We start from the raw sequence: 23330 nt of genomic DNA, 5'->3' as shown, positions 1-23330 counted from the left end.
GTTCGCCCGCGCACCCCACCCCGAACAGGCACCGAACGGCCCTGATCGCCAGGTCCATGGACCCGATCCCACCGGGCCCTGTCCGGATCACCGGACAGGACCAGACCCCCGCTACGGATCCCCACCGGTCCAGGTCCCCTCCGAGGGGCCGATCGTGCCGTCCTCGGTGTTGTCGCGCACCGAGCTGAACGGATCGATCTTCGGCATCGCCGGCAACGGATTCGCCAGCATGTCCCGCAACCGCTCGTCCTCGATCCCCGGTACGCCGAGCACCGCGACCCGCCGTACGCCGGTGCCTGGATCGGCGATCAGCTCGCGGTACGTCGGGCTGAACCGGCGGAGGATCCGGAGTTGGCCCTTCGCGCGGATCGCCGCCCTCAGGTCCGCCACCGCCTCCGTTGCGGCGACCCGGGCGAGGAAGTCCGCGACGCCGAGCCCACTGGCCGGGACCAGCGCAAGCGCCGCTGCTTCGAGCGGGTACGTCGCCTCGGTGCGGAGGATCTTGATCCGCTGCCGCTTGTACGCGACCTCCAGACGGCCGTCGGTGGCGAGTGCGACGAGAACGACCAGCGCTGTCCGTTGTGCGCCGCCGAGCAGCCAAGCGGCCTCGTACGTGGTCAACTGGGTCATGTACTCAGAGTGACTTTGGATAGGGTCACGGATTCAGGGAACCGGATCGGCGGCTCGGGGGTGTAGGTGGGTATGGAGACGGAGGGGCTGCGGGAGTTCTACAGCGCCCATCAGCCGCGGCTGGTGGGCGTGATCTCGCTGCTGACCGGGTCACGTGCCGAGGCCGAGGACATCGTCCAGGAGGCGTTCGTCCGGCTCGTGCCCCGCTGGGAGAAGGTGTCGCGGTACGAGGCTCCGGAAGCCTGGGTGCGACTGGTCGCGGTGCGGCTGGCCGCCAACCGGCACCGGGACGGCAACCGGTTCACGCAGCTGTTCCACCGGCTGCCGGCCGAGCACGTCCCGGACCCCGCCGACCGGTATTCCGGTGATCTCGAGCAGGCTCTCGCCGGCCTGCCGATGCCGACCCGGCAGGTCGTCGTCCTCCATTACGTCTGTGACCTGAGCGTGGCTCAGGTGGCCGACGCCCTCGGGATCGCGGAAGGCACGGTGAAGTCGCGCCTGTCCCGCGCCCGGGACACCCTGTCCGATTCATTGCTGTTGAGGAGTGACGACCATGCCTGATCTGCAGGAGGACCTGCAGGCGCTGGCCGACCGCCGCGCCGCCGAGTCGACCGGAGACTTCGACTCCGTCCTGACCACGGCCCGGACGCGCAAGCGTCGCCGGACCGCCGGTCTGACCGTGATCGGCGCGGCAGCCGTGGTCGGCGCCGTCGCGATCGTCCCCACGCTCCGTCCGGCGGCGAACAACGTGCCGGTGGCCGAGAGCCCGGTGCCGACGAACGCCGTCGTCCCGCCCAAGGTCGAGACGATCCCGTCCACCCAGCCGTCCCCGAAGGCGGGCGCGCTCGGGCTGAAGTCCACGGTCGCGGTCGCCGGCGGCCAGTTCGTCGCCACGTTCCCGGACCAGCAGGTCCGCGCGGCGACGTTCTCGCTGTCCTCGGCGTCCAAGCCGGACGTCGCGCTGTACACGCTGGTCGCGAAGATCCCGGGCGACGCCACCACGCCGTACGCGATCCGGATGGGCGGCGAGATGGGCATCGCCATGCCGTCGTACAGCGGTCCCGGCCCGTTCACGCTGGCCATGCCGAAGAACCTGCCCGCCGGTTCGTACCGAGTCTGCACGCTGTCCGGTGCGTTGCTCTGCGGTCTGGTGACCGTCAGCTAGAGCTCATCTGGGAGAATGGGGTTCGTGACCAAACCCCGGATCCCGAACGTTCTCGCCGCGCGCTACGCCAGTCCGTCGATGGCGGAGCTGTGGTCGCCGGAGCACAAGATCGTGCTCGAGCGGAAGCTCTGGGTCGCCGTCCTGAAGGCCCAGAGCCGGCTCGGGGTGACGGTGCCGGACGGGGTCGTCGAGGACTACGAGCGGGTGATCGACCAGGTCGACCTGGCGTCGATCGCGGACCGCGAGCGGGTCACGCGGCACGACGTGAAGGCACGCATCGAGGAGTTCAGCGCCCTCGCCGGGCACGAACACATCCACAAGGGGATGACGAGTCGTGACCTGACCGAGAACGTGGAGCAGCTCCAGATCCGCGCCGGCCTGGAGCTGGTCCGGGACCGCGCGGTGGCGACCGCCGTACGGCTGGGGCAGCTGGCCGCCGACCACGCGGCGCTGGTGATGACCGGGCGTTCGCACAACGTGGCCGCGCAGGCGACGACGCTGGGCAAGCGGTTCGCGTCGGCTGCCGACGAGCTGCTGGTCGCGATCGCGCGGATCGAGGAGCTGATCGAGCGGTATCCGCTGCGCGGCGTCAAGGGCCCGGTGGGTACGTCGCAGGACATGCTGGACCTGTTCGGCGGGGACCCCGCCAAGCTGGAGGAGCTGGAGCAGGACATCGCCCAGCACCTCGGGTTCAGCCACACGCTGACGAGCGTCGGCCAGGTGTATCCGCGGTCGCTCGACTACGAGGTCGTGTCGGCGCTGGTCCAGCTGGCCGCGGGGCCGTCGAGCCTGGCGACCACGATCCGGCTGATGGCCGGGCACGAGCTGGTCACCGAGGGCTTCAAGGAGGGCCAGGTCGGCTCCTCGGCGATGCCGCACAAGATGAACACCCGGTCCTGCGAGCGGGTGAACGGCCTCGCGGTGATCCTGCGCGGCTACGCGTCGATGGCCGGCGAGCTGGCCGGCAACCAGTGGAACGAGGGCGACGTCTTCTGCTCCGTCGTCCGGCGGGTCGCGCTGCCGGACGCGTTCTTCGCGCTGGACGGGTTGTTCGAGACGTTCCTGACCGTGCTCGACGAGTTCGGGGTGTACCCGGCCGTCATCAGCCGTGAGCTCGAGCGGTACCTGCCGTTCCTGACCACGACCAAGGTGCTGATGGCCGCGGTGAAGAACGGCGTCGGCCGGGAGACTGCCCATGAGGTGATCAAGGAGCACGCGGTCGCCACCGCGCTGGACCTGCGCAAGGGCCTGGCCGCGAACGACCTGTTCCACCGCCTCGGCGCCGACGGGCGCCTCGGTCTCACCGAGGAGCAGATCGTCGGCATCGTCGGCGAGCCGCTGTCCTTCACCGGCGCGGCCGTTGCACAGGTCGGCGCGGTCGTCGCCAAGATCGACGAGCTCGCCAAGCGCTACCCGGAGGCAGCCGCCTACACCCCGGGTGACATCCTCTGACCTGTGTTCGCACCGCTCACCTGGGCTCTCGTCGGGTTGTCGCTCGCTGCGATGGTGTACGCCCTCGTACTGGCCGCGCGGAACAAGCGGATCGACTGGACCGTGCTGGGCGTGCTCGGCGTGGTCGAGGTCCTGCTGGTCGCGCAGCTGGTCGTCGGGATCGTGCAGCTCAGCGGCACGGACCGGGACGTGTCCGGGCCGTTCTTCGTCGGGTACCTGATCGGGTCGCTGCTGATCCTGCCGATCGGGGCGTTTTGGGCGCTGGCCGAGAGCAGCCGGTGGGGTGCCGGGGCGCTGGCGATCGCCTGTCTGGTGATCCCGATCCTCGAGCTGCGGCTGCACGATCTGTGGGCGGTCTGAGGTGACGGATCCGGCGGCGACGAAGCACGGGCCGGGAAGGATCCTGATCGCGGTATACGGCGTGTTCGCGCTGGCCGCGACCGCGCGCGCCGGCGTACAGATCGCGACCAAGTTCGACGAGGCGCCGATCGCGTACCTGCTGTCGGCCGTCGCCGCGATCATCTATTGCGCCGCGACCTTCGCGCTGGCGAAGGCGACGACGGTGTCCCGCAAGGTCGCCACGGCCGCGATCGCGACCGAGCTGATCGGTGTGCTCGCGATCGGCGCGTTCAGCTACGCCGTACCGGACGACTTCCCGGACGCGACCGTGTGGTCGCACTTCGGCCAGGGCTACGGCTTCGTCCCGCTGCTCCTGCCCGTACTCGGCCTGCTCTGGCTCCGTCGAACCCGGTAGCTCCCAGCAAACTGCCAGCCACACACAGGGGCTGACTCAGCTTGGCCGGACAGCATCGGTGGCATGCAGATTCCAGGTCACCCTCGGGTCGAGATCGTCGTACCCGTCAAGAACGAGGAGAACGACCTCGGACCGAACATCAGACGGTTGCGGGAGTTCCTCGACACCGCTTTCCCGTTTCCGGCCGAGGTCTGCATCGCGGACAACGGAAGTACCGACGCGACCTATGAGATCGGCGCGCTGCTCGCCGCCGAGCTGCCCGGGGTCCGGGTGGTCCGGCTCGAGCAGTCCGGGCGCGGCCGGGCGCTGAAACAGGTCTGGTCCGCGAGTACCGCCGAGGTGCTCGCCTACATGGACGTCGACCTGTCCACCAACCTGAACGCGCTGCTGCCGCTGGTCGCGCCGCTGCTCGCCGGGCACAGTGATGTTGCCATCGGCACCCGGCTGGCGAAGAGCTCCCGGGTGGTCCGGCGGCCGAAGCGGGAGTTCATCTCGCGCTCGTACAACCTGTTGCTGCGGGCAACGCTGAGCGCGCACTTCTCGGACGCGCAGTGCGGGTTCAAGGCGATCCGGGCCGACGTGGCACAGGAGCTGCTGCCGCTCGTGCAGGACACCAGCTGGTTCTTCGACACCGAGCTGCTGGTGCTGGCCGAGAAGGCCGGCCTGCGGATCCACGAGGTCCCGGTGGACTGGGTGGACGACCTGGACTCCCGGGTCGCGATCGCGAAGACGGTCGACGAGGATCTGCGGGGGATCGCCAGACTGATGCGCAGTCGCGTCGACCTGGAGCCGATCCGGCAGCAGTACGGGCGGCCCCGGATCCTCGATCCGCGGACGGCGATGGCCGCGCGGGTACTGCGGTTCTGCGCGGTCGGCGTGCTGAGCACAGCGGCGTACGCGCTGCTCTATCTGATGCTGCGCCAGGGGATGCCGGCCCAGGTCGCGAACCTGCTGGCGCTGCTCATCACCGCGGTCGGCAACACCACGCTCAACCGGCGGATCACGTTCGGGGTGCGTGGGGTGGAAGGCCGCTGGCGGCATCAGCTGCGCGGCCTGGTCACCTTCGGCATCGGCTGGAGCCTGACCGCCGCGTCGCTGTGGCTGTTGCACACGGCGGTCTCGGCGCCGCACCAGGCGGTGGAGATCACCGTCCTGACCATCGCGAACCTGGCAGCCACCGTGGTCCGGTTCAGTCTCTTCCAGACGTGGGTGTTCGACGACGACGCGCCTACCTTGCCCACTTTCGAACCGCCGGTTCTCGAGAACACCCGGAGCAACTGACATGACCACTTTGTCCGATCCCGTCGAGGCCACCGAGCCTCGCGCGATCAGTACGCCGTACACGTTGAGTCGCGACAAGGTGCTGTACGGCGGTCTGCTCGCGCTGACCGCGATCGCGTACCTGTGGGGCCTGTCCAAGAACGGGTACGCCAACGAGTACTACGCCGCGGCTGTACAGGCCGGGTCGACGAGCTGGAAGGCCTGGTTCTTCGGGTCCTTCGACTCCTCGAGCTTCATCACCGTCGACAAGACACCCGCCTCGCTGTGGGTGATGGGACTGTCGGGGCGGATCTTCGGGTTCAACACCTGGAGCATGCTCGTCCCCGAGGCGCTGATGGGAGTCGCGAGCGTCGGCTTCGTGTACGTCTCCGTACGGCGCTGGTTCTCCGCGAACGCCGGTCTGCTGGCCGGGGCGATCCTCGCGCTGACACCGGTCGCGGTCCTGATGTTCCGCTTCAACAACCCGGACGCGCTGCTGATCCTGCTGCTGTGCGCCGGCGCGTGGGCCGTGACGCGGGCGATCGACTCGACCAAGCACGCGGCGCGGTGGATGATGCTGGCCGGTGCGCTGGTCGGGTTCGGGTTCCTGACGAAGATGCTGCAGGCGTTCCTGGTCCTGCCGGCGTTCGGGATCGCTTATCTGGTCGCCGGGAAGCCGGCGCTCGGGAAGCGGCTGGTGCATCTCGTGCTGGCGACGGTGTCGCTGATCATCAGCGCCGGCTGGTGGGTTGCGATCGTCGAGTTGCTGCCGGCCTCGGCTCGGCCGTACATCGGTGGGTCGTCGACCAACAGCATTCTCGAGCTGACGCTCGGGTACAACGGGCTCGGCCGGTTGAACGGCAACGAGACCGGCTCGGTCGGCGGCGGTGCCGGTAACCCCGGTTGGGGCGGCGCGGCCGGGGTACAGCGATTGTTCGGCGGTGAGTTCGCTTCGCAGATCGCCTGGCTGCTGCCGGCGGCCCTGATCGCGACCGTCGTCCTGGTCGTTGCCGCGGGCAAAGCGCCGCGCACCGACCGGAAGCGCGCGTTCGCGCTGCTGTGGGGTGGTTGGCTGGTCGTCACCGGTCTGGTGTTCAGCTACATGCAGGGCATCATCCACAGCTACTACATGATTGCACTGGCGCCGGCGATCGGGGCGTTGATCGGGGCGGCGATGGCGGTCCTGTGGCGGCGCCGTACGGAATGGTTGCCGCGCACAACGTTGGCTGGTGGGATCGTGCTGACGGCCGGGTGGAGCTTCGCGCTGCTGAATCAGACGCCTTCGTGGCAGCCGTGGCTGCGCTGGGTGGTTCTTGCCGCCGGTGTGGTGGCGGCCGGGTCGCTGATGCTGCTGCCGGACTTGAAGCTGCGTCGTACGACGGCTCGGCGGGCGGGGCTGTTCGCCGCCACGCTGCTCGCGGTGAGCGCGCTGGCCGGGCCGACGGCGTACTCGGTCGAGACGATCAGCGCGGCGCATGCCGGCGCACTGCCGTCCGCTGGGCCGTCGGGTTCCGGCGGGATGATGGGCGGCGGGCGTGGTGGGTTCGGCGGCGGGCGCATGGGTACGCCGCCCGGCGGTAACGCGCAGCAACCTGGGGCTGGTACCGGTGCTACGCAGCAGCAGGGCGGCCCTGGCGGTGTCGGCGGGTTCCTTGGCGGCGGCGGGATCAGCGGTGTCTCGAGCGAGCTGGTGACGCTGCTGCAGCAGGGGGCGAAGGGGTACACCTGGGCCGCCGCGTCGGTGACCGCGAACGGCGCCGCGCCGCTGCAGATCGCGTCCGGCGAGCCGATCATGGCGATCGGCGGGTTCAACGGGACCGACCCGGCGCCCTCGCTCGCCGAGTTCAAGGAGTTGGTTGCCCAGGGCAAGATCCATTACTTCATCGGCAGCGGCGACGGCGGAATGATGGGCGGCCGCGACGGCACCTCCAGCGAGATCGCCACCTGGGTCAGCGACAACTTCCAGTCCCAGACCGTCGGCAACACCACCGTGTACGACCTCTCCACCGGAACAGGAGCCTGAGAAATGAGTCAGTCCACCGAAGCCCAGTTCCAGGCGGCGCGGGCCGCCCAGAACAACCCGGCTACGCCGCCCCAGCAGCCTGTGGGTCAGCAGCCGTCCGCGCAGTACTCCCCGGCGCCGCCCGAAGCGGCGAAACCCGAAGGGACGAAGGGCGGACGGCCGAGCACCTTGATGCTGGCGGGTGCCGGCTCGATCCTCGCGGTGCTCGCCTTCCTCGGCGGCATGGCGGTCGGGCACTCATGGGACGGCACAAGCAACCAGCAGGGCCAGTTCGGCGGCCCCGGCGGCGGTTTCCGCGGTGGCTTCCCCCAAGGCAACGGCCAGGGCACGGGCCTGGGCCAGGGCACCCTCCCGAACCAAAGCCAAGGCGGAACCCAGCAAGGCCAAGGCACCGGCACACAGCAGATCCCCGGCCAACCCCGGACCAGCTGACCGAGCAGCCCGGCGGGCCCCGAGCGGACACTCGGCCCGCCGGGCGTCTTTGTGCCTCCACCGCTCATTTCGGCGGCCCGAAAATGGTCGGTGGGTGCACAAAGTGGACCTGGGGTCGGCCGGCTTGACGCGCGTCAAGGGATGGGATGACACGCGGGAGGGTTCGCGGGGGTGTGGGGTGGGGTAATGATCGGGACGTGGAATGGTCGAACGTCACCTGGTTCCTGACCGCGCTCGGGGCGGTCGTCGTGCTGATCACGCGTGTCCGGCTCGGGGGGACTGTTGTCGACGGCACCGGTCACGGCGCCGGCCGGCATGGGTACTCCGCGACTCTCCTGCGGATGCACACGCTGGTCGGCGTGGTCACGTTGCTCGGGTGGGTTGTTGCCCTGGTCACCGGTCGGCGGGGGATCGCGCTGGTGATCCTGGCCGGCTGGTGGTTGCTGACCGCCGTCGGGTTGTTGCTTCTCGCCCGCTGGTTGCCGAGTGGCGGCAAGCACTCCGAGGATGCGCAGAGTGATTCCTGGGGTTCCGGCGCCGGCCTGTCGGTGCTCGGCCACGTCGGCATGTTGCTCGGCGTCTGCTATTTCACCTTCGTCGCGGTCACGGACCGTCTCTGAGTCCGGCGATCAGTGCCGTGACGGAGCGTCGTACGGCGGCCTCGAACGCTTCTGGTGAGAGCGTGCCCCCGGCCCCGGCGACCCGGTCGTACATCAACCCGTCCATCATCGCGGCGACCGGCCACGCCGCGGCCTCCGGATCGGGGACGCCGAGACCGGCCAGCAGGTGCGCGAGCATCGTCCGCAACTGCTGCCCGCCCGCGTTGATCGCGGCGCGCAACTCCGGCTGACGACTCGCCTCCAGCGACAGCTCGTACCGTGCGACCAGGTCCTCCGGCCGGTCCCGGGCGAGTCCGGTCGTCATGGCCACCATCAGTTCGATCGCGTCCGCACCGGCCGGCGGCATCCCGGTCACGTCGCGGGTGAGCATCCGGTGCACGCACGCGGTGAGCAGGGCGTTGCGGGTGCGCAGGTAGTACGACGTGGAGCCCGGGGGGAGACCGGCCTCGGCGTCGACCGCGCGGTGGGTCAGGCCGCGTAGCCCGCGGGTCGCGACCAGCCGGATGGCGGCGTCCGCGATGGCGTCCTGCCGGTCCGCGCCGCGCAAACGCTCCTTCGTCACGCGGCACAGTCTCGCACTTCCCAACCAAACTCTACAGATGTAGAGTCGAGGTCATGAGTACGGCGATCGTGGTGGGAGCGGGGATCGGCGGGGTCACGGCGGCTGTCGCGCTGCAGCGGTGCGGCTGGCAGGTCACGGTTCTGGAGCGCGCTGCGGAGCTCGGCGAGGTGGGCGCCGGTATCTCGGTGTGGCCGTCGGCGGTCGCGGTGCTCGAGGACCTCGGGGTGAAGGGCGTCGAGAAGGCCTCGGTGCAGTCCAGGCCTGCCGGGATGCGGAGACCCGACGGCCGCTGGGTCGTCGGCGCGCCGGACCTCGGCATGGAGCTGCCGGTGATGATTCATCGGGCCCAGTTGCACGACCTGATCACGGCTGAGTTCGGCCCGGCGGTGACGGTCCGGACCGGGTGCGACGTCCGCACGATCACCCAGGACGCGGACGGCGTCACGGTCAACGACGACCTGCGCGCCGACCTCCTGGTCGCCGCGGACGGGATCCGCAGCGCGGTGCGCGGCGTTCTCTATCCGCAGTACAAGGGACCGCGGTACTCCGGTTTCACGGCGTACCGCGGGATCGCGGACGTCGACCTCGACGACGGCGGCGGCGAAACCTGGGGCCGTGGGCAACTGTTCGGGTTCGCGCGGCTGATCGACGGGCGGTTCTACTGGTACGGGACCGCGAACCAGCCGGCCGGAACGACGAGCGAGCCGACCGTGTTCGAGAGCTGGCACGACCCGATCCCGCGGCTGATCGCGGGCAGCGAGAAGATCCTGCAGAACGACATCTACGACCTGACGTTGCCGCTGGTGCCGTTCGTGCAGGGCCGGGTGGTGCTGCTCGGGGACGCCGCCCACGCGATGACGCCGAATCTGGGCCGCGGCGCCTGCTCGGCGATCGAGGACGCCGGCGCGCTCGGCCGGCACCTCGGCAACGCCGACCTCCGGACAGCGTTGACGGCGTACGACGCGGAGCGGCGGCCGGCGACGACCAAGCTGGTCAAGAGGTCGCGGAGCCTCGGCCGGCTCGCCCAGACCCGGAACCCGATCGTGTGCACGGTCCGCGACGGCCTGTTCGCGGTGGGCGGGAAGCTGGTGGCCCTGCGCGCCCGCAAGTAGGCGGATGGAAGAATCGGCGTCGTGACCACACTTCCGCAGGCGCCCGAGATCCCCGGTGCGAAGCACCTCCACTCCGGCAAGGTCCGGGACCTCTACGAGCTGGAGTCCGGCGACCTGCTGATGGTCGCGAGCGACCGGATGAGCGCGTTCGACTGGATCCTGGAGTCGGTGATTCCCGACAAGGGGAAGGTGCTCACCGCGATGAGCCTGTGGTGGTTCGAGCAGCTCGACGTGCCGAACCACATCATCTCGACCGACGTTCCGGCCGAGGTCGCGGGCCGGGCCGTGGTGTGCGAGAAGCTCGCGATCTACCCGGTGGAGTGCGTGGCACGTGGATACCTGAGCGGCACCGGTCTGCTCGACTACAACGCGACCGGCGCGGTCTGCGGGATCCCGCTGCCAGCCGGCCTGGTCGAAGGGTCACGCCTCGACACCCCGATCTTCACGCCGGCCTCGAAGGCCGAGCTCGGCGAGCACGACGAGAACGTCTCGTACGACGCGGTGGTCGCGACCGTCGGCGCGGACACCGCGGCCGTGCTGCGCGACACGACGCTCGAGATCTACACGACCGCGCGGGCGATGGCCGAGGAGCGCGGGATCATCCTGGCGGACACCAAGTTCGAGTTCGGCGCCCGCGCGGACGGGACGCTGGTGCTGGCCGACGAGGTGCTGACCCCGGACTCGAGCCGGTTCTGGCCGGCCGACCAGTGGTCCCCGGGCAAGCAGCAGCCGTCGTACGACAAGCAGATCGTGCGCGACTGGCTGCAGTTCGAGTCGGGCTGGGACCGGACGTCCGGCGAGGCGCCGCCGCCGCTGACCGACGAGGTCGTCGAGCGGACCCGCGCGTCGTACATCGCGGCCTACGAACAGCTGACCGGCCGGAAGTTCGAGGGCTAGAACAGGCCCACGCCGAGCGCGAGCAGGACGAAGCGGGCGCCGCGGCCGAGCAGAACCGCGAGCGTGAAGACGGCGGTCCGCATCCGCGAGGCGCCGCCGATCAGCGCCACGCCGTACAGCGGCGGAATGCCCACGAACGCGCTCAGCAGCGTCACCGGCATGCCCCAGCGGCTGTCGCTCATCGCGTCCAGGAGACGCTTGCTGAGGTCACGGTTGCGCTGGACGAAACGGCCCCAGCGGGTGTCCAGATCGACCGCCTTGGGTTCCTTGGTCCGGCGGGCCGCGTAGCCTGGCCGGTACCGGACGGCGAGGAACATCGCGACCTTGCCGATGGTCTGCCCGACCGCGACGCCGACTGCGGCGACCACCGGGTTCAGGGCATGGGTGACACCGACGCCGAGCACGTACGCCTCGGCGTTCAGGAACGGCACGACGGCGGACCCGATACCGAAGCCCACCGCGAGCACCAGTTGCCACAACCACATGACATCGAGGCTATGTGCGACGAAGACCGTTGCCACGGGAGTTAGCACCACTTCCGGGAGCGACCAGGGTCACACCTGAGCCTCATGCGGCAGCTTCCCCCGGGGCGGCGGCCTGCCGGCCGACCAGGATCATGACCAGCCGGTACGACGAGACGACCTTCACAACGCAGGCCGCGACCGCGACGGCGTACGGCAGCCACTGGGCTCCGGTCTGCCCGGCGACGACCAGCGAGACGACCACGGCGCCGGTGTTCAGCGCCTTGGCCGGCTTGGACCAGTTCCAGACGAAGATCGGCCGGTCGACCTTGTAGAAGTAGTTCGGGCTGAGCATCCACGGCCAGAGCAGGAACGAGAACGTCAGCATCGTGTCCAGCACGCCGAACTGGATCAGGTAGATCGCCAGCGGACCGATCGTGCCCGGGTACGTCGCCATGAACGCGGCCGCCAGCAGGAACGAGCAGGCCCGGTCACAGACGATGTCGAAGACCGCCCCGGACAGTGACTCCTCGTCGCGCCGGCGAGCCACCCAGCCGTCGAGACTGTCGCCGAACCAGTAGGTGAAGTACCCGACCACGAGCCAGGTCAGCTCGCCGGTCCGGAACGCATAGGTCGCGACCACCATCGCGATGACGGTCCGGGCCAGTGTGATCCGGTTCGGCACCCCGAGCAGCAGCGCGGGCCGGACCAGCAACGGAACTGACGTCATCAAGCTGCCCTCAGATTCTCGGGATCGAGTGCGTCCCGCAGTTGGTTGCGAAGCAGGAGTCCGGCGGCAGCGCCGCCGAGGTGACCGAGCAGCCAGCCCGCGGCCGTCAGGATCGCCGCGAGCAGCAGCGTGCCCGGATCGAACGGCCCGACCGCACCGCCGGACACGCGGTTGATACCGATCACCGTGCCGAACAGCAGACCGGCGGCCAGGGCCGGAGCGGCGACCACGGTCAGCTGCCGGCGGATGACGCGACGCAGGAACGGCAGGTCCACGCCTAGCGCGGTCAGGCTGGCGAGCTGACGACGCTGGTCGACCAGTTGATCGGCGACGCCGACGATCAGTGCGGCCATCGCGGTCAGCACGATCAGCACGAGGCCGGCGATCGTCAGACCGAATCCGGTGGTGTAGAAGCTCGCCGAGGTCGCCGAGGTCGCCGAGATCGTCGTCTGGTCGGCGACGACGCTCGCGATCCCGTTCGCCATCGAGCCGACGAGGAAACCGCAGCTGCCCAGCAGCATGCAGATCCGGGAGCTGGGCCGTGAGTCGGTCATCAGGCGGACGCCGGTGAGCAGGTTGGCGGGATCGCCGGACCGCTGCAGTCGCCGCCCGAGCCAGCGGATCCAGAGGCCTGAGGTGCTCAGGAACAGCAACGCCGTCCCGGCAAGCGCGATGGTGGACCCGACGTAGCCCATGTACGGCGACGTGAGGAGCCCGAGCGCGACGAGGACCGGTCCGGCGACGATGCCGGTACGACGCTGTGTCGCGGACTGTGGTTGTGGTGCGGCCGTTCCGTCGCGGTGCAGGAGGCCGCCGATCACCGCGCCCGCTGCTGTCGTCATCACCACGACCGGGATCCAGAGGAGCGCGTCGATCGGCTCCGCACCGGGCAGGATCCGCGCCATCCGCGGGAGCGTGCCGAAGAGCAGACTGAGCACCAGATAGGCAGGCCCGGCGAGCAGTCCGCCGGCCAGACCAGCAATGGCCGCGTCGGCGACGGTCAGTTGCCGCAGCTGCTTACGGGATGCGCCGGCCAGTCGCAGAGCGGTCAGTCGCCGTTCGCGAGCCGCAGTGCCCAGCCGTAGCGCCTGGACCGCCAGGCCACCGGTCAGCGCGGCCAGGATGATCAAGATCGCGATCAGGCCCGAGCGGAGACCGCTCTCGGCGATGTAGTTGCTGTAGATGTCGTTGCCCAGCTCGCCCTTGCCGAGACGCGCGATGCGGAGCGCGCCGATCAGCAGTGCTCCGCTGAGTGCGAGAGCCGCGGTGGCCAGTTGGACCCGGCTGCGGTCCGCCGGTGTCCGTGAGCGTGCCAGCTGCACCAGGGTCTCGAGTGTCATCAGAGCGCTACCTCGTGCTGGATCAGGCCGTCGCGCAGCCTGATCTCGCGATCCGCCGACGCAGCCACGAGGTTGTCGTGCGTCACCATCAGCAGAGCGGCGCCGCGGTAGCGGGCGGCCTCCAGCAGTACGTCGAGCAACTCCTGGCCGGCCCTGCTGTTCAGGCTGCCGGTGGGCTCGTCCGCGAGGACGACAGACGGACCTGTGATCAGTGCACGTGCTACTGCGGCACGCTGCGTCTGGCCACCGGAGAGCTCGGCTGGAACCGCGTCCGCGTCCTCGGCAATGCCGACCTGATCCAGCCATCGCCTGGCAGCCTGGTGAGCCTCGCCGCGCTCATGCCCGCCCAGCAGCAACGGCAACGCCACGTTGTCGACCAGCGGCAGGTCCGGCACCAGCTGGCCGAACTGCAGCACGACGCCGACCTTTGTCCGTCGGAGCGCCGCGCGCTGCTCTTCCGGCAGCTCTGCAAGGTCCTGGCCGTCCACCTGCACCACACCGGCGTCCGGGGCGAGGATGCCGGCCGCACAGTGCAGCAGCGTCGACTTGCCGCAACCGCTCGCACCGGTCACCGCGACCACCTCGCCCGGCTTGAGCTGCAGGCTGACACCGCGCAGCGCGGTGTTGCGCCGGTAGGCGTACTCGACTTTCTCCAGCTCCAGAACGGCATTCATCAGCGAGCTCCCCTCTGCTCGGAGATGCGGTCAAGGGCACTGTCGAGCCAGCGCAGGTCGGCGTCCAGGTGAGCCACGATGTACTCGCGGACCAGTGGTGAGGTCGGGTCGTCGTCGGCCGGCGTCTCGCGCAGCTCACGGATCCGGCGCAGGTGACTGGCGCGCTGGCGGGCAAGGAATCCGGCTGCGTCGCCGCCGGTCCGGATCGCTGCCACGAGCTTGCGCAAGACCTCGTCGGCGCTGCCCCAGGCCGGGGGCACCGGGTCGGTGAGCCATTCGCTGAGGTGGTCGCGGCCCTTGCCGGTGAGCGCGTAGACCGTCCGGTCCGGTCCGCCGCCGGAGGTCTTGTCGATCACCTCGACCAGTCCGTCGCGCTCCAGTCGCCCGAGCGTCGTGTACACCTGCCCGAAGGCGAGCGGCCGGCTGTCCGGGAACCAGGCGTCATGGCCGCGCTTCACGTCGTACCCGTGTGCCGGGCCGGCGCTCAGCAGCCCGAGAACGAGCTCAGCAGTGGCCATGGCCAGAACTATACACTGCGTGTATGTACTGAGTGAATAGTCCACGATGCGGCATTCCGGGCCGCGGTCGGTAGGATTCAGGCGTCACCCCGCAACGAACCTGGAGTAGTCAGTGTCTCGCGTTGTCGTCGACGTCATGCTCAAGCCCGAGATCCTCGACCCGCAGGGCAAGGCGGTGCACGGCGCGTTCGGCCGGCTCGGCTTCTCTCGTGTGGCCGACGTCCGGCAGGGAAAGCGCTTCGAGATCACCCTGGACGGTGAGGCGACCGAGGAGACCATTGCGGAGATCCGGAAGGCCGCGGACACCCTGCTGGCCAACCCGGTGATCGAGGACTACACGCTGCACGTGGAGAACCAGTGAAGATCGGGGTCGTCACCTTCCCGGGCTCGCTCGATGACGCCGACGCGCGGCGCGCGGCCGCGGTGGCCGGAGCCGAGGCGGTCGCGCTCTGGCACGGCGACGCGGACCTGCACGGCGTCGACGCGGTGGTCCTGCCCGGCGGCTTCTCGTACGGCGACTACCTGCGCGCCGGCGCCATCTCCCGGTTCGCGCCGGTGATGGACACGATCATCAAGCGGGCCGGCGAGGGGATGCCGGTGCTCGGCATCTGCAACGGCTTCCAGGTGCTGTGCGAGTCGCACCTGCTGCCGGGCGCGCTGATCAAGAACCACCACCGCAAGTTCGTCTGCAAGGACCAGAGGCTGCGGATCGAGAACAACCGCACCGCGTGGACCGGCGACTACGACGCCAACCACGAGATCACCATCGTGCTGAAGAACCAGGACGGCTCCTTCGTCGCCGACGAGGCCACGCTGGACCGCCTGGAGGGTGAGGGCCGGGTGGTGGCCCGCTACCTCGGCAACCCGAACGGTTCCTACCGCGACATCGCCGGCATCACCAACGAGCGGGGCAACGTGGTCGGCCTGATGCCGCACCCGGAGCACGCCGTCGAGACACTGACCGGCCCGACCACGGACGGCCTGGGCTTCTTCACCTCGGTGCTGAAGGCCGTCGTCGCCTCCTGATGAGCCTCACCAGGCGAGGGCCTGTCTGGCGATCCATCGCCAGACAGGCCCTGGTCCGCGCCGTTCTGCTGACGGCGGCGGTCCTGCTGCTGACCACCGGTACGGCGTCGGCGCAGCCTGCCGGTCTGCTCGCGAAGGTCGTGGTCATCGGCGTGCCCGGGCTGACCTGGAACGACGTGCAGGCGTCGCCCGAGCTGACCGCCCTGGTGAACCAGTCCCACGTCGGCTCGATCTCGGTGAAGACGGCGGGCCCGCACACCTGCCCGGTCGACGGGTGGCTGACGATCAGCGCAGGCACCAGGGCCTGGGGGAGCGTTCCCGACCAGCCCTGTGCCGCGCCCGCCGTGTCGAACGGCAAGGTGGCCGATTGGCAGGCGTACGTCGACCGGCAGGCCGAGCACCACACCGGGGCGCCGATCGGCCGCCTCGGCCAGACCGGGTACCCCATCTGCGGCTTCGGACCGGGCGCCGCGATCGCCCTGGCTCGCACGGACGGCACTGTCCGCAACTGGCAGCCGGAGTTCGACCCGTCCCAACTGGCGAAGCCGGACTGTGGCGACGCGATCGTCGACGCCGGTGCGTTGCCGCCGCGCGAAGGCCGGGCCGAGGCGCGGCAGAAGGTCGCCAACCTGGTCGCGCAGGCACGCGCGGCCGGCGGCTGGGTGCTGCTGGTCGGTGTCAGCCAGGAGCTCGCGAACGCGCACCAGCAGCCGCTGGTCGCCATGCAGTTGCCGCCGGACAACGGGCCGCGCTGGCTGACCAGTGACAGCACCCGTCGGCCGGGGCTGATCCAGCTCACCGACGTGACCGCGACGATCCTGAAGGGCCGGGACGCGGCAGAGGTCGACCCGGCGGGGTCCGCCAAGGCCGGTCCGCTGGACGGCAACGAGATCCACGCCACCGGGGACCTCCACACCGACGCGGCTGCTGTCATCGAGGACCGGCTGGACACCAACGAGCGGTTCGAGCAGCCGCGGCCGATGCTGTTCGCGGTGGCGCTGACGATCGTCGCGGCCGAGGTGCTCGCGCTGGTCTGGTTCTTGTTCCGGCGCTCGCCCGCGTCCCGGCGTACCTTCGTCTTCACGCTGCTGGTGCAGGGCGGATTCTTCGTGGCGGTCTTCCTGTCCACACTCACCGTCTGGTGGCGCTGGCCGTCACCCGGATTCTCCTTGTACTGCGTGGTTCTCGGGCTCAGCGCGCTGTCGGCGGCGCTGGCGCAGGTGGTGTTGAAGCGGTACGCCTTCCTCGGCCTCGCGCTGGCGGCGTACGTGATCCTCCTGGTCGACGGTGTGCTCGGTACGCCGCTCCAGGTCGGCAGCATGTTCGCTGACGGCCCTGTGATCGGCGGGAGGTTCTACGGCTTCGGTAACTCCACGTTCGCGACGCTGGCGGTCGGCGCTCTCGTCACCGCGGGCTGGACGGCGCAGAAGCTCATCAGCAAGAGCAGGGTGCAGGCAGCGGTCGCCGTGCTGGTCATCGGCGGTGCTGCGATTGTCGTGGACGGCCGACCGGGCTGGGGGACGGACTTCGGCGGCATCATCGCGCTGACGCCGGCCGTCCTGCTCATGGCCTGGCTGACGTGGCGCGGGAGCATCTCACTGCGCGCACTGATCGGTGTAGGCGTGGCCGGTCTGCTGGCCGTGTCGGCGGTCGCGTTCCTCGACTACCTGCGTCCGCCGGACCAACGCAGCCACTTCGGCGCGTTTGTCGCTCGCCTTCTCGACGGCGACGTCAGCGACGTACTGATCCGCAAGCTGCAGATGGCAGTCCAGTTCTTCACCGGACCGTCGGGCTGGGCGATGCTCGTCGCCGTGATCGCCTGCATGCTGGCCACGGTCCTGCCGCAGCGTGTTCCCTCGGAGTCGTACCGCGCCTTCTACAACAGTTTCCCGATGGTCCGGCCGACGCTGCTCGCGCTGTCGACCTGCGGCCTCGTCGGCATGCTCCTCAACGACGCCGGTGTGGCACTGCCCGCGATCATGGCCGGTTTCGCCGTCCCGCTCCTGGTGGCCCATCTGATGGCCTCCCACCAGCCAGCTACCGTTTCACCTGAGTCCCACCTAGTGCAGGAGTCCTGAGTTGTCGACCGACACTGTGAGCAACGCAAGTAACACGCCGGACGTCGAGCAGCCGTGGGCTGAGCTCGGGCTGAAGCCGGACGAGTACCAGCGCATCCGGGACATCCTCGGGCGGCGGCCGACCAGTTGCGAGCTGGCCATGTACTCGGTGATGTGGAGCGAGCACTGCTCGTACAAGTCGTCCAAGGTGCACCTGCGCAAGTTCGCCGACATCCCGCAGGAGACCCCGGCCGGCAAGATGCTCGCCGGCATCGGTGAGAACGCCGGCGTCATCGACATCGGCGAGGGGTACGCGGTCACGTTCAAGGTCGAGTCGCACAACCACCCGTCGTACGTCGAGCCGTACCAGGGCGCGGCGACCGGGGTCGGCGGCATCGTCCGCGACATCCTCGCGATGGGCGCCCGCCCGGTCGCGGTGATGGACCCGCTGCGGTTCGGCCCGCTGGACGCTCCCGACACGAAGCGGGTGCTGCCGGGGATCGTGTCCGGCGTGGGTGGATACGGCAACAGCCTCGGCCTGCCGAACATCGGCGGTGAGGTCGTCTTCGACCCGACGTACGTCGGGAACCCGCTGGTGAACGCGCTCTGTGTCGGCGTCATGCGGCACGAGGACCTGCACCTGGCGAACGCCCGCGGCGTCGGCAACCAGATCATCCTGTACGGCGCGAAGACGGGCGGCGACGGGATCGGCGGCGTGTCCGTGCTGGCGTCCGAGACGTTCGCCGACGGCGGCCCGACCAAGCGGCCTGCCGTGCAGGTGGGCGACCCGTTCATGGAGAAGCTGCTGATCGAGTGCACGCTCGAGCTGTTCCAGGCGCGTGTGGTCGAGGGCATCCAGGACCTGGGCGGCGCGGGCCTGTCCTGCGCGACATCCGAGCTGGCCAGCGCGGGTGACGGCGGCATGCACGTCTCGCTCGACAAGGTGCCGCTGCGGGACGCGTCGCTGGCGCCCGAAGAGATCCTGATGAGCGAGTCGCAGGAACGCATGATGGCGGTCGTCACGCCGGACAACGTCGAGGCGTTCCTGAAGATCTGCGCGAAGTGGGACGTGCAGGCCGACGTGATCGGCGAGGTCACGGACACCGGCCGGCTGGAGATCGACTGGCACGGCGAGCGCGTGGTCGACGTACCGCCGCGGACCGTCGCGCACGAGGGTCCCGTGTACGAGCGCCCGTTCGCCAGGCCCGACTGGCAGGACGAGCTGCAGGCGGACGGCGCCGAGAAGTTGCCGCGGGCAAGCAGCGGCGCGGAACTGCGGGAAACGCTGCTCACGCTGGTCGCCTCGCCCAACCTCTGCGACAAGTCCTGGGTGACGGACCAGTACGACCGGTACGTGCTCGGCAACTCGGTGCTCGCGCAGCCCGAGGACAGCGGCATGATCCGGGTCGACGAGACCAGCGGCCTCGGGGTCGCGGTGTCGACCGACTGCAACGGGCGGTTCGCGAAGCTCGACCCGTACACCGGTGCGAAGCTCGCGCTCGCGGAGTCCTACCGGAACGTCGCGACGACGGGCGCGCGGCCGGTCGCGGTCACCGACTGCCTGAACTTCGGCTCGCCCGAGGACCCGGCGGTGATGTGGCAGTTCGCCGAGGCGATCCGCGGCCTGGTCGACGGGTGCAGGGAGCTCGGTACGCCGGTCACCGGCGGCAACGTCTCGTTCTACAACCAGACCGGTGCGACGCCGATCCTGCCGACGCCGGTGGTCGGCGTGCTGGGCGTGATCGACGACGTGACCCGCCGGACGCCGATCGGGTTCACGGCCGAGATGGAGGGCCACCAGCTGTATCTGCTCGGCGAGACCGCGGAGGAGCTGTCCGGCTCCGAGTGGGCGCACGTGATCCACGGTCACCTCGGCGGGCGGCCGCCGGCGGTGGACCTGGCGGCGGAGCAGCAGTTGGCCGACATCCTGATCAACGCGTCCCGCGACGGGCTGATCGACGCGGCGCACGACGTCAGCGACGGCGGCGTCGCGCAGACGCTGGCCGAGTCGGCGCTGCGCGGCGGCGTCGGCGCGCGGGTGTGGGCGCCGGACGGGCTGGACCCGTTCCTGTTCCTGTTCGCGGAGTCGGCCGGCCGCGCGGTCGTCGCCGTACCGCGGACCGAAGAGGTGCGGTTCACCGACATGTGCACCGCCCGCCGCTTCCCGCACGCGAAGATCGGCGTGATCACCGGCGACACCCTCGACGTCCAGGACCAGTTCGAGATCCCCCTGCCCGAGCTACGCGAGGCGTGGACCTCCACACTGCCGTCGGCCCTCAGCTGACTGCGACCTTGCGATGAACCGCGAGCAGGTCTGGGACGGTGCGGTGAACACGCGCGATCTCGGTGGCCTGCCCGCGGGCTCGGGGCCGATCCAGCCGGGCCGCGTCTATCGGTCGGCGCGGCCTGACGGACTCAGCGACCTCGGCGGACGGCAACTGGCCGAGGCCGGGATCCGTACCGTCGTGGACCTCCGCAACGAGGCCGAGCGGCTGGAGGTCCAGGTCATCGACGCCGTGGTCCAGCACCACCATCCGATCGAGGATCCGCACGACGAGGTCTTCATGGCCGAGTGGGGACTGCGGCTGGACAGTCCGGCGTACTACCGCGACGTACTGCGGCGCTGGCCGGGTTTGGTCACCGGTGTGTTCGCGCGGATCGCGGACGCCCCCGTCGGCGGGGTGCTCGTGCACTGCAGGGCGGGCCGTGACCGCACCGGCATGATCGTCGCGATGCTCCTGTCGGTGGCCGGCACGCCGGTGGACTGCATCGTCGACGACTACGAGCTGGCCGTCCGCACCATGAACACCTACTACCAGCAGCACCCCGGGGCCGGCGAAGCGGGACGTTCCGCGGACGCGTTGGAGAGGCATTGCGCGACTGCTCGAGCCGAGCTGCTCGCGTTCCTCAGCTCGGTCGACGTGCCTGCCTTCCTCGCGTCCAACGGGCTGGCGCACGACCAGCTCACCCGGCTACGGAACCGCATGCTTCTTCCCATCAGCTGAACGGACGACGGGATCGCGGAGCGGCGACCGGCTACGTACGCCGCTCCGCGGGCTGCATCAACCGACCAGTGCCACTCGCTCGGTGGCCACGGTGAGGACCTTTGTGAGGCCGGCCTTGTCCTGGGGGCGGCCGGCGACGGTGAGTTCGATGTAGGCGCGGCGGCCGTTCTCGAAGGTGTCGACGAAGCGGGTGGTGACCCAGCGCTGGCCGCGGGCGCCGTCGCGGTAGGTGTAGGTGATCTGCGTGTAGGCGACGCGCGGAGCGGACCAGCCGACCTTCGACGGTGCGGTGCCGTTGGTGCGGGACACCAGCTTGAAGCCGGCGACGCTGCGCAGCGCGTGGATGCGCTGGTCGGCGGCGCGCGTCGTGCTGACCTTGCCGCCGAGGCCGCCGTTGACGCGCAGCATCCAGGTGTTTGAGCTGTCGGTGAACTTCGCCTGCTCGCGGCTGAGCTGGGTGAACTTCCAGCCCGTCGGTGCGTACACCGCGACGTTGCAGTGGCTCCCGCGGCCCCAGCACTTGTAGCCGAAGTGCAGGCTGGACGCCTTCAGCGCGGGCTTGGCGTGCGCGCTGACGGCGGCGGTCCGGGCCGGAACCGCGGCGTCGCTCGGCGCGATCCCGACGAACAGCCCCGCGGCGGCGATGATCGCGGCGCCGGCCAGAACGCGAGCGGTGAGCGTCTTCTTCATGTCTGTTTCTCCATCGTCAAGGGGCTCCGTTCGGCCCGTCGAGATCAGAGATGACTCGATGCCGCGACGACGTTGAGTGCGGTTCTTGTGATCAGCGTCTCGCCAACCAAGCACTCCGGTGCGACGTCAGACGACGCCTTGCGGCGCGTCTGGCACACTCGAAGGGACGAGGTGAGGTGAGGCGGATGGCGGAGCGGCGGCCGGTGAAACCGGGCGATCTGATCGGGTATGCGACGGCGGCCGGTCAGGAGGCCCGGGAGGTCGCGGCCCGGCGCCGGATGGTCAACATCCGGCTCACCGACGAGGAGCGGCACGTCTGCACGGACGAGCTGGCCGAGCAGTTCGCAATCGGCCGGCTGGACGAGGCCGAGCTGCACCGCCGGGTCGACCTGCTGAACGACGCCGTCACGCACGGAGACCTGGAGCCGGTGTTCGCCGGTCTGCCGACGCCGTCGCTGTACAAGCCGGCGCCGCGCAAGCCCGGCCGGTGGCGGTGGGCGGCGTTCGTGGGCGCGGTGTGGATGGCGCTGCCGTTCGCACTGCTCGGGCTGGTGTTCCTGGTGTTCGGTCGCGAGGTCGCGGCGGCGATCTTCGGACTGCCCGCGCTGGCGTGGGTGTTCTTCACCTACCGCTGGGCGTCCCGGCCGCAACGCGAGGAGCGCCGCCGCTCAGGCACGTAGGCCCTGCCTGGTGATCCATCGCCTGCTGCGGCGCGCTGGATCACCAGGCAGGGCCTAGCGTCGATTCCCGCGTGATCAGCTGGGCCGGGAGTTCCAGTACGCCGTGGTGCGGCTTGCCGGCGATGGCTTCCAGCAGGAGCGTTGCCGCGCGGCGGCCGAGGTCTTCCAGGCGGAGGTCGACGGTGGTGAGCGGCGGGCGGCTGGCCAGCGCCATGACGGGCCAGTTGTCGTAGCCGGTGACGGCGATGTCCTCGGGGACCGCGTGGCCCAGTTCGCGGAGCCGGTCGCAGACGCCGCGGGCGATCTGGTCGCTGCCGCAGCTGATCGCGTCCGGGCGCTGACGCAGGACCAGGTCGGTGGCCTGGCGGCCCCAGCGTTCGCTCCACTCGCCGAAGAGCGGTTCGGTGCACAGGTCAGCGGCGATGGCCTTGGCGCGCTCGGCGGCGGACCGGTGATCGGCCGGGCCGGTGACGTGGGCGATGCGGGTGCGACCGATCCCGCGCAGGTGGGTGATGGTCGCGGCGGCCCCGGCCGCGTCGTCGACGATCACCGAGGCGTCGGCCGGATTCGTCGAGGCGGCCAGCGCGTAGACAACCGGCAGCGGTACGTCGATCGGCCGCCGCGGCTCGGTACGCCGGCCTGTGACGACGATGCCGTCGACGCTCCGCGCGACGAGGGAGCGCAGGTAGGTCTGCTCCCGGAGCGGGTCGTCGCGGGTGTCGCAGAGGACGGTCGCGAGCTCGCCGGCGCTGAGCACGTCCTCGACGCCGCGCATGATCGGGATGCTGAAGCGGCCCGAGCTGTCGGTGGTCAGCAGCGCCACGGTGTACGTGCGGCCGGAGGAGAGCGCACGACCCCGGGCGTCCGGTGTGAACCCGAGCTGCGCCGCGGCCCGGCGTACCCGGTCCCGGGTCTCCTGGCTCAGCTGCCCGGTGTTGCTGAGCGCTTTCGACGCGGTGCCGGCGGACACGCCGGCGAGCGCGGCGACATCCACCATCCGTACCGCTGGCCTCTTCATCATGTTTCCTTCCGATCTTGCGCCGAAGCCTAGCAGGATCTCTCGAAAAGCCCTGCTGACCTGGGCTTCGATCTTGACCCGCCGGATCCGTAGTCCTACGTTGTCAACGACGGAAAACGTGTGCGGTCTTTCCGTCGGTGTGATGTCCGCCCCCGTCACCCGAAAGGCACACCCATGCCCGAACCCACTCCCGAAGGAATGCCCCGACGTGACTTCCTTGGTGT

Annotated in this window: 26 protein-coding genes; 17 read left to right on the top strand and 9 right to left on the bottom strand. The window is 69.9% G+C overall.

What is annotated here, in order from left to right; all coding sequences use genetic code 11:
• Positions 1 to 111 precede the first annotated feature (111 nt).
• Positions 112 to 630 (bottom strand): TIGR04222 domain-containing membrane protein, encoded by a 519-nt coding sequence (locus tag ABZX12_RS20450; protein WP_355695185.1) that lies wholly within the window; start codon positions 628 to 630, stop codon positions 112 to 114.
• A 72-nt stretch (positions 631 to 702) separates the two neighbouring features.
• Between ABZX12_RS20450 and ABZX12_RS20445 the strand changes: the two genes are divergently transcribed.
• From ABZX12_RS20445 to ABZX12_RS20405, 9 genes are all read left to right on the top strand, one after another.
• Positions 703 to 1191 (top strand): SigE family RNA polymerase sigma factor, encoded by a 489-nt coding sequence (locus ABZX12_RS20445; protein WP_355695183.1) that lies wholly within the window; start codon positions 703 to 705, stop codon positions 1189 to 1191.
• A complete protein-coding gene (locus ABZX12_RS20440; protein WP_355695182.1) occupies positions 1184 to 1795 on the top strand; it encodes a hypothetical protein in 612 nt (203 codons plus the stop codon). The genes ABZX12_RS20445 and ABZX12_RS20440 overlap by 8 nt, the downstream gene beginning before the upstream one ends.
• A gap of 15 nt (positions 1796 to 1810) precedes the next feature.
• Positions 1811 to 3247: an adenylosuccinate lyase gene (purB, locus tag ABZX12_RS20435; RefSeq protein WP_355695180.1), complete on the top strand. Its 1437-nt coding sequence runs from the start codon at positions 1811 to 1813 to the stop codon at positions 3245 to 3247.
• Between the two features lie 3 nt (positions 3248 to 3250).
• The gene (locus ABZX12_RS20430) at positions 3251 to 3607 is read left to right on the top strand and encodes a hypothetical protein (protein ID WP_355695178.1); all 357 of its coding nucleotides are present in this window, start codon (positions 3251 to 3253) and stop codon (positions 3605 to 3607) included.
• A 1-nt stretch (position 3608) separates the two neighbouring features.
• On the top strand, positions 3609 to 4001 hold the full coding sequence (locus ABZX12_RS20425) for a hypothetical protein (protein WP_355695176.1): 393 nt from the start codon (positions 3609 to 3611) through the stop codon (positions 3999 to 4001).
• 63 nt (positions 4002 to 4064) lie between these two features.
• Entirely contained in the window at positions 4065 to 5282 is a 1218-nt protein-coding gene (locus tag ABZX12_RS20420) for a bifunctional glycosyltransferase family 2/GtrA family protein (RefSeq protein WP_355695174.1), read from the top strand.
• 1 nt (position 5283) lies between these two features.
• Positions 5284 to 7284 (top strand): glycosyltransferase family 39 protein, encoded by a 2001-nt coding sequence (locus ABZX12_RS20415; RefSeq protein ID WP_355695172.1) that lies wholly within the window; start codon positions 5284 to 5286, stop codon positions 7282 to 7284.
• A 3-nt stretch (positions 7285 to 7287) separates the two neighbouring features.
• Positions 7288 to 7716: a hypothetical protein gene (locus tag ABZX12_RS20410; protein ID WP_355695170.1), complete on the top strand. Its 429-nt coding sequence runs from the start codon at positions 7288 to 7290 to the stop codon at positions 7714 to 7716.
• A 197-nt stretch (positions 7717 to 7913) separates the two neighbouring features.
• Positions 7914 to 8336, top strand: coding sequence for a hypothetical protein (locus tag ABZX12_RS20405; RefSeq protein ID WP_355695168.1), 423 nt, complete (start codon positions 7914 to 7916; stop codon positions 8334 to 8336).
• Here the strand turns inward: ABZX12_RS20405 and ABZX12_RS20400 are convergent.
• Positions 8320 to 8898 carry a TetR family transcriptional regulator C-terminal domain-containing protein gene (locus ABZX12_RS20400; protein ID WP_355695166.1) on the bottom strand — a complete coding sequence of 193 codons (579 nt, stop codon included), beginning with the start codon at positions 8896 to 8898 and terminating at the stop codon, positions 8320 to 8322. The two genes, ABZX12_RS20405 and ABZX12_RS20400, sit on opposite strands and share 17 nt — an antisense overlap.
• A gap of 53 nt (positions 8899 to 8951) precedes the next feature.
• Here ABZX12_RS20400 and ABZX12_RS20395 point away from each other — a divergent pair, with 53 nt between their 5' ends.
• Both ABZX12_RS20395 and ABZX12_RS20390 read left to right on the top strand, forming a co-directional pair.
• Positions 8952 to 10010: an FAD-dependent monooxygenase gene (locus tag ABZX12_RS20395; RefSeq protein ID WP_355695165.1), complete on the top strand. Its 1059-nt coding sequence runs from the start codon at positions 8952 to 8954 to the stop codon at positions 10008 to 10010.
• Between the two features lie 21 nt (positions 10011 to 10031).
• Positions 10032 to 10907, top strand: a complete 876-nt coding sequence (locus tag ABZX12_RS20390) for a phosphoribosylaminoimidazolesuccinocarboxamide synthase (RefSeq protein ID WP_355695163.1) — start codon at positions 10032 to 10034, stop codon at positions 10905 to 10907.
• Here ABZX12_RS20390 and ABZX12_RS20385 read toward each other — a convergent pair.
• From ABZX12_RS20385 to ABZX12_RS20365, 5 genes are all read right to left on the bottom strand, one after another.
• Positions 10904 to 11392 carry a hypothetical protein gene (locus ABZX12_RS20385; RefSeq protein WP_355695161.1) on the bottom strand — a complete coding sequence of 163 codons (489 nt, stop codon included), beginning with the start codon at positions 11390 to 11392 and terminating at the stop codon, positions 10904 to 10906. The two genes, ABZX12_RS20390 and ABZX12_RS20385, sit on opposite strands and share 4 nt — an antisense overlap.
• A gap of 82 nt (positions 11393 to 11474) precedes the next feature.
• A complete protein-coding gene (locus ABZX12_RS20380; RefSeq protein ID WP_355695160.1) occupies positions 11475 to 12098 on the bottom strand; it encodes a CDP-alcohol phosphatidyltransferase family protein in 624 nt (207 codons plus the stop codon).
• Positions 12098 to 13438 carry an FtsX-like permease family protein gene (locus ABZX12_RS20375; protein ID WP_355695158.1) on the bottom strand — a complete coding sequence of 447 codons (1341 nt, stop codon included), beginning with the start codon at positions 13436 to 13438 and terminating at the stop codon, positions 12098 to 12100. The genes ABZX12_RS20380 and ABZX12_RS20375 overlap by 1 nt, the downstream gene beginning before the upstream one ends.
• Positions 13438 to 14112, bottom strand: a complete 675-nt coding sequence (locus ABZX12_RS20370) for an ABC transporter ATP-binding protein (protein ID WP_355695156.1) — start codon at positions 14110 to 14112, stop codon at positions 13438 to 13440. The genes ABZX12_RS20375 and ABZX12_RS20370 overlap by 1 nt, the downstream gene beginning before the upstream one ends.
• Positions 14112 to 14630: a PadR family transcriptional regulator gene (locus tag ABZX12_RS20365; RefSeq protein WP_355695154.1), complete on the bottom strand. Its 519-nt coding sequence runs from the start codon at positions 14628 to 14630 to the stop codon at positions 14112 to 14114. Before ABZX12_RS20365 ends, ABZX12_RS20370 begins: the two co-directional genes overlap by 1 nt.
• Before the next feature lie 112 nt (positions 14631 to 14742).
• On the opposite strand from ABZX12_RS20365, the gene purS reads away from it, so the two are divergent.
• From purS to ABZX12_RS20340, 5 genes are read left to right on the top strand one after another with little or no spacing between them, the layout of a single operon-like run.
• Positions 14743 to 14991 (top strand): phosphoribosylformylglycinamidine synthase subunit PurS, encoded by a 249-nt coding sequence (gene purS, locus ABZX12_RS20360; protein ID WP_355695153.1) that lies wholly within the window; start codon positions 14743 to 14745, stop codon positions 14989 to 14991.
• Positions 14988 to 15656 (top strand): phosphoribosylformylglycinamidine synthase subunit PurQ, encoded by a 669-nt coding sequence (gene purQ / locus ABZX12_RS20355; protein ID WP_355695151.1) that lies wholly within the window; start codon positions 14988 to 14990, stop codon positions 15654 to 15656. The genes purS and purQ overlap by 4 nt, the downstream gene beginning before the upstream one ends.
• The gene (locus ABZX12_RS20350) at positions 15656 to 17734 is read left to right on the top strand and encodes a hypothetical protein (RefSeq protein WP_355695150.1); all 2079 of its coding nucleotides are present in this window, start codon (positions 15656 to 15658) and stop codon (positions 17732 to 17734) included. Before purQ ends, ABZX12_RS20350 begins: the two co-directional genes overlap by 1 nt.
• Position 17735: 1 nt before the next feature.
• On the top strand, positions 17736 to 19997 hold the full coding sequence (gene purL / locus ABZX12_RS20345) for a phosphoribosylformylglycinamidine synthase subunit PurL (protein ID WP_355695148.1): 2262 nt from the start codon (positions 17736 to 17738) through the stop codon (positions 19995 to 19997).
• Between the two features lie 13 nt (positions 19998 to 20010).
• Positions 20011 to 20718 carry a tyrosine-protein phosphatase gene (locus ABZX12_RS20340; RefSeq protein WP_355695146.1) on the top strand — a complete coding sequence of 236 codons (708 nt, stop codon included), beginning with the start codon at positions 20011 to 20013 and terminating at the stop codon, positions 20716 to 20718.
• Positions 20719 to 20775: 57 nt separating this feature from the next.
• Here ABZX12_RS20340 and ABZX12_RS20335 read toward each other — a convergent pair whose 3' ends face one another.
• Positions 20776 to 21408: a hypothetical protein gene (locus ABZX12_RS20335; RefSeq protein WP_355695144.1), complete on the bottom strand. Its 633-nt coding sequence runs from the start codon at positions 21406 to 21408 to the stop codon at positions 20776 to 20778.
• A gap of 185 nt (positions 21409 to 21593) precedes the next feature.
• Here ABZX12_RS20335 and ABZX12_RS20330 point away from each other — a divergent pair, with 185 nt between their 5' ends.
• On the top strand, positions 21594 to 22088 hold the full coding sequence (locus tag ABZX12_RS20330) for a DUF1707 domain-containing protein (protein WP_355695142.1): 495 nt from the start codon (positions 21594 to 21596) through the stop codon (positions 22086 to 22088).
• Between the two features lie 40 nt (positions 22089 to 22128).
• On the opposite strand, the gene ABZX12_RS20325 is transcribed toward ABZX12_RS20330, so the two are convergent.
• Positions 22129 to 23106, bottom strand: coding sequence for a LacI family DNA-binding transcriptional regulator (locus ABZX12_RS20325; RefSeq protein ID WP_355695140.1), 978 nt, complete (start codon positions 23104 to 23106; stop codon positions 22129 to 22131).
• Positions 23107 to 23330: the final 224 nt, after the last annotated feature.

Source organism: Kribbella sp. NPDC003505, from assembly GCF_040610875.1.
Taxonomy (GTDB): Bacteria; Actinomycetota; Actinomycetes; order Propionibacteriales; family Kribbellaceae; genus Kribbella.
This window is presented reverse-complemented; position numbering and strand designations above follow the sequence as displayed.